We start from the raw sequence: 4,471 nt of genomic DNA, 5'->3' as shown, positions 1-4,471 counted from the left end.
CCCGCACCCGCTTCCGCCCCCGTCCCCGGACCCGCTTCCGCCCCCGCACCCGCTTCCGCCCTCACCTCGTCCTCGACCGCCGACGGCGCCGAGCCGGGCAGCCCCCACCTCCCGCGCACCATGGCCACCCCGCACCGCGACACCGAACTCCGCCGCACCTTCCCCTCCCTACCGGCCCGGGCCGCCGCCACCGGCTCCGTCGACGAGTTCGCCGAGACCTGGTGGGGCAATGCCTGGATCCGGGCCCTGGAGCAGGGAGCGTTGGACGTCAAGCGGCTGGCGCGGGGGCGGAGTTACGCCGAGCAGGGGCAGGTGGACGCCATCACCGTGACCCCGGGGGCGGTGCTCGCGTACGTGCAGGGAAGCCGGCCCCGGCCGTACCGCGTCCAGCTCCGGCTGCGTACCTTCGGCGAGGAGGAGTGGGAGCGTTTCCTGGAGGCCGCCGCCGACCGGCCGGGGGACATCGCGGCCCTGCTCGACAAGGAGCTGCCGCAGGCCCTCGCCGACAGCGGGGTCCCGCTGCTGCCCGGCGCGGGAGAACTCGAACCCCGTTGCAGCTGCCCCGACTTCGGCCACCCCTGCAAGCACGCGGCCGCCCTCTGCTACGAGACCGCGCGGCTCCTGGACGCCGACCCGTTCGTACTGCTTCTGCTGCGCGGCCGTGGCGAGCGGGACCTGCTGGACGCGCTGTCCCGGCGCAACGCCGCCCGAGCGGCCCGGGAGCGTCGGCCGGTGGCGCTGCCGGGCGTCCGGGCCACCGAGGCCCTGGTGCCCCGGCAGCTCCCGCCGCTGCCGACGCCGTTGCCGGTCCCGGCACACCCCGAGCAGCCCCCGGTCTATCCGGGCGTGCCCGGTGGCCCGGACCCCTTCGCGCTGGACCAGCTGGCCACCGACGCGGCGGCCCGCGCCCACGCCCTGCTCACCACCGGACACGACCCGGTCGGCGAACTGACCCTCTGGCAGGACGCGGTACGGCTGGCCGCCGCCCGCCCCGGTTCCGGTCTGACCGCGTCCACGCGCGCCCTCTACGCGTCGCTGGCGGACGCCGTCGGCCGGACCCCGGGCGACCTGGCACGCGCGGTTGCCGCCTGGCGGCAGGGGGGCCTGGAGGGGCTGGCCGTACTGGAGGAACCCTGGGATCCGCCGGCCGGCCGCTTCGACCGGGCCCGGCCGCTGCTCCTCGCCGCCGACCTGCCGGCGTTCCGCCCCTGGCGCAACCACCTCACCCACCCGGGCGGCCACGTCCAGCTCCGCCTGGGCCAGGACGGCCTGTGGTACGCCTACGAGTCCGAACCCGGCCACGACGACTGGTGGCCCAGAGGCACCCCGGACCTGGACCCGGTCGGCGCCCTCACCGGCCTCGGCACCTGCTGACCTGTCGGGTCGCGGCTGCTCTGCCCGGCCAACGAACCCGTGGCGCCCGTGTATCGGGGCCTACGAGCGTACGGCGGCGAAGGCGTCGTCGACGAGGTTCGTCAGCGGCGGCCCACCCTCGACTTCGGTCCACACCGTCGCCGCGACGTCGAGGCAGCTCAGGGCTGCCGAGACCAGCGCGCGCGCCTGGAGGACCTGCGGCTGTCGGACTGACACGCAGTGTCGCCGTCGAGTACGCCCAGCGTGGCATCCGCATCAACGCGATCGCGCCCGGCCCGATCGACGCCCCCTCGGCGCAGGCCCTGCCTCCCGAGGTCCGCGAGGTCATCGCCGACAAGACCGCGATGAAGCGCCCCGGCACCGTCGAAGAGGTCGCCGCCGTAGCGGCCTTCCTGCTGTCGGACGAGGCGTCCTTCGTCACCGGCTCCGTCTACGAGGTCAACGGCGGCCAGACCCAGTTGTGACCGCCCCCCGCCCCCGGCCCCGCGGCCCGGGGGCGCTCCCCCTCACCATCAGCGACAGACGGGCCGCCTCTCACCCGCCCCGCCGCGAATGACCCTCCTCCCTTGCGATGCGCAGTTCTCAGGCGGGCGGTGCATGGGCGATGAGCTGAGCCGACACGATTCTGCAAAAAGGCCTTGTCGGCAGATGGGTCACCGGGGGTGCCTCGGGCGGGGCTTCGCCTAGGCCGCGAGTTCCCGGTCAGGGGTCTGGGCCTTGGTCGGGGAGTCCGGCCGTCTGCGCGCAGAGCGGGCTCGCCCGTGGCGTGAGCGCGGTGCAAGGTCGGCTGGATGCTGTCGTCAGAGGACGCTGCGCGGTGCTGTGCCGGTGTGGGGCGGTGGGCTGGTGTCGTCGGTGTCGGGGTGCCATTCGGCCAGGACGATGGTGGCGTCGTCCTGTAGTTCCCCGTTGTGGTGGTCGAGGATGGTGTGGATGAGGCGGCGCAGGGCTTCGGGGGCGGGTTCGCCTGCGGCGAGGGCGCGGCTGACGAAGTCGACGAGCTGGTGCTCGCCGAAGCGTTGACCGGCGGTGGAGCGGGCCTCGGTCACGCCGTCGGTGTGGAGCAGGAGGCGGTCGCCGGGTTCCAGCTGGGCCTGGTGCACGGTCCGGGAGGGCTGGTAGCCCGGACCGAGGCCGAGCGGCAGCTCGCCGTGGGCTTCCAGGGCTCCGGGGACGACGTGTTGGGCCCGGATCAGGAGCGGTGGCGGGTGGCCGGCGTTGATCCAGGCCAGGCGCCCGGTGTCGAGGTCGAGGTGCGCGAAGACGCCGGTGAGCAGGCCGCCGGGCCGCCAGTGGTGCAGGTCCTCGTCGATCCGCTCGGTGATGTCGGCCAGGGTGCCGCCCGCCCGGCGGGTGGACCGGCAGCCGGCCAGGGCGACGGCGGAGGCCAGTCCCGCGGCCAGGTCGTGGCCCATCGCGTCCACCACGGTCAGGTGCAGGCGTCCGTCGTCCAGGCCGTGGTCGAAGGCGTCCCCTCCGACCTCGTAGGCGGGCTCCAGCGCGGCGGTGGAGGTGACCTTGTCGGTGCCCAGGGTGCGCGGGGGCAGGAACGCCCACACCATCTCCGCCGCGGTGGTCATCGGACGACGGCGGGCGGTGCGGCTGAACAGGTCGCTGAAGCCGCTCTTGGAGACCACGGTCAGCGCGGTCACCGCGGCCAGCTGCGTGGCACCGTCCAGCAGGGCGGGGGTGAGCTCGTCGGTGGTGACGCGCAGCACGCCGATGCGGGCGATGCCGTCGACCAGCGGCAGCCACACCGCCAGCGGCCGGCGGCGTGACAACCGCAGCGACATGGTCCGGTAGGCCCAGCCGGCCACCGTCCCCTCGACCGCCAAGGCGGCATCGCCCTGGCCGTCGGTACCGGGGAGGGGTACCAACTGGTCTTCCTGCACGTCCGCCAGGTAGACGACTGCCGACGCCATCCCCAGCCGCTGGGCCGCCTCGTCGACCAGCTGCGCGACCTGGAGCGGGGAGGCGGTGTGCGAGCGCTCCAGAAACAGGGCCAGCGCGGCCCCCATCTCGTCCGCCATCTGCCCACCCGCTTTCTCGCCGTCTCGGCCCCCACGTCAAGTCTGGGACCGGTCGGCTCGGCGCGCGGCCCGCCCGAGTAGGCCCTGCCTGCTTGGCCCACCGCCGCACCGCGGCCGTCGGCGTAACGGATGGGTGGGTGGTCAGGTGAGCTGAGGGCGGCCGAAGAGGAGGTCGTAGCCGCGGGGGAGCTGGAGCAGGATCTCTTCGAGCAGGTCGTCGCCGGCGGCGTCGGCGACCGTGGAGAGGACGGCGCTGACGTCCCAGGCCGCGGTCTGCTCGGTGGCGCCCTCGATCCAGGCCGCGGTTGCCCGCACGAACCGCTCCGGGGACAGCGGCTCGGCGCTTTGCAACGGGTTGAGAAGGATCAGGGCGAAGCCTTCCGGCAGACGCGCCGCAAGCCGGGCGCGTACATCGCCGAGCAAGTGCGCGCCCAGCAGGGCGAGCACCACGCGGGACGCGCGCTCGGCTTCCTGGAGGGTGTGGTACTCGCCGCGTTCCTTCACGTGGTCGAGGAACGCCTCTCGTCGCACGGTCACGTCGGTCACCACCCTTCCTTGCCCTCGGGGTGCGGAGGACGGGCAGCAGGGGCGAACAGGCACCCGTCCTCCGCCGTCGAGCCCTCGGCTGTCCGGCTCAGCCGGAGATCTCCTTGCGGCCGGATCCGACGCCGATGGAGACCTTGCGGGGCTTGGCGCGTTCGGCGATCGGGATGCGCAGGGTGAGCACGCCCGCGTCGTAGTCGGCCTCGATGTGCTCGGTGTCCAGCGTGTCGGCCAGCACGATCTGGCGGGAGAAGACGCCCAGCGGCCGTTCCGACAGGTCCATCTGCACGTCGTCGGCCTTCGCCACGGGCCTGCGCTCGGCCTTGACGGTCAGCATGTTCCGTTCGACGTCGATGTCGATCGCGTCCGCGGTGACGCCGGGGATGTCGAAGGCCACCACGTACTGGTCACCCTCGCGGTAGGCGTCCATCGGCATCGGGGACGGCCGCGACCAGGTGCCGGGGACCATCAGCTGCTGCGCCAGCCGGTCCAGCTCACGGAACGGGTCAGTGCGCATCAACATC

Annotated in this window: 6 protein-coding genes; 2 read left to right on the top strand and 4 right to left on the bottom strand. The window is 73.8% G+C overall.

The annotated features are described in order from the left end of the window. Nucleotides 1-1,374 (top strand): SWIM zinc finger family protein (locus MB828_RS27530; protein ID WP_301650576.1); only part of this gene is annotated, 1,374 nt, incomplete at its 5' end. Between the two features lie 60 nt (nt 1,375-1,434). Here MB828_RS27530 and MB828_RS27525 read toward each other — a convergent pair. Continuing rightward, a complete protein-coding gene (locus MB828_RS27525) occupies nt 1,435-1,590 on the bottom strand; it encodes a hypothetical protein (protein WP_301650579.1) in 156 nt (51 codons plus the stop codon). Here MB828_RS27525 and MB828_RS27520 point away from each other — a divergent pair. Then, nucleotides 1,539-1,838 (top strand): SDR family oxidoreductase, encoded by a 300-nt coding sequence (locus MB828_RS27520; protein ID WP_301650578.1) that lies wholly within the window; start codon nt 1,539-1,541, stop codon nt 1,836-1,838. The two genes, MB828_RS27525 and MB828_RS27520, sit on opposite strands and share 52 nt — an antisense overlap. A 336-nt stretch (nt 1,839-2,174) precedes the next feature. Here MB828_RS27520 and MB828_RS27515 read toward each other — a convergent pair whose 3' ends face one another. The 3 genes from MB828_RS27515 to MB828_RS27505 form a co-directional block, all read right to left on the bottom strand. After that, nucleotides 2,175-3,404 carry a PP2C family protein-serine/threonine phosphatase gene (locus MB828_RS27515; RefSeq protein ID WP_301650575.1) on the bottom strand — a complete coding sequence of 410 codons (1,230 nt, stop codon included), beginning with the start codon at nt 3,402-3,404 and terminating at the stop codon, nt 2,175-2,177. A gap of 141 nt (nt 3,405-3,545) precedes the next feature. Continuing rightward, nucleotides 3,546-3,941: a DUF2267 domain-containing protein gene (locus MB828_RS27510; RefSeq protein ID WP_301650577.1), complete on the bottom strand. Its 396-nt coding sequence runs from the start codon at nt 3,939-3,941 to the stop codon at nt 3,546-3,548. A gap of 97 nt (nt 3,942-4,038) precedes the next feature. Next, complete coding sequence (locus MB828_RS27505) at nt 4,039-4,470, bottom strand: Hsp20/alpha crystallin family protein (protein WP_133026325.1); 432 nt, start codon at nt 4,468-4,470, stop codon at nt 4,039-4,041. Nucleotide 4,471 lies beyond the last annotated feature (1 nt).

It is taken from the genome of Streptomyces arenae (genome assembly GCF_022343545.1).
In the GTDB taxonomy this organism is placed as follows: Bacteria; Actinomycetota; Actinomycetes; order Streptomycetales; family Streptomycetaceae; genus Streptomyces; species Streptomyces humi.
Note: the sequence above shows the minus strand (reverse complement) of the source record. Positions and strands in the feature narration are given on the sequence as shown.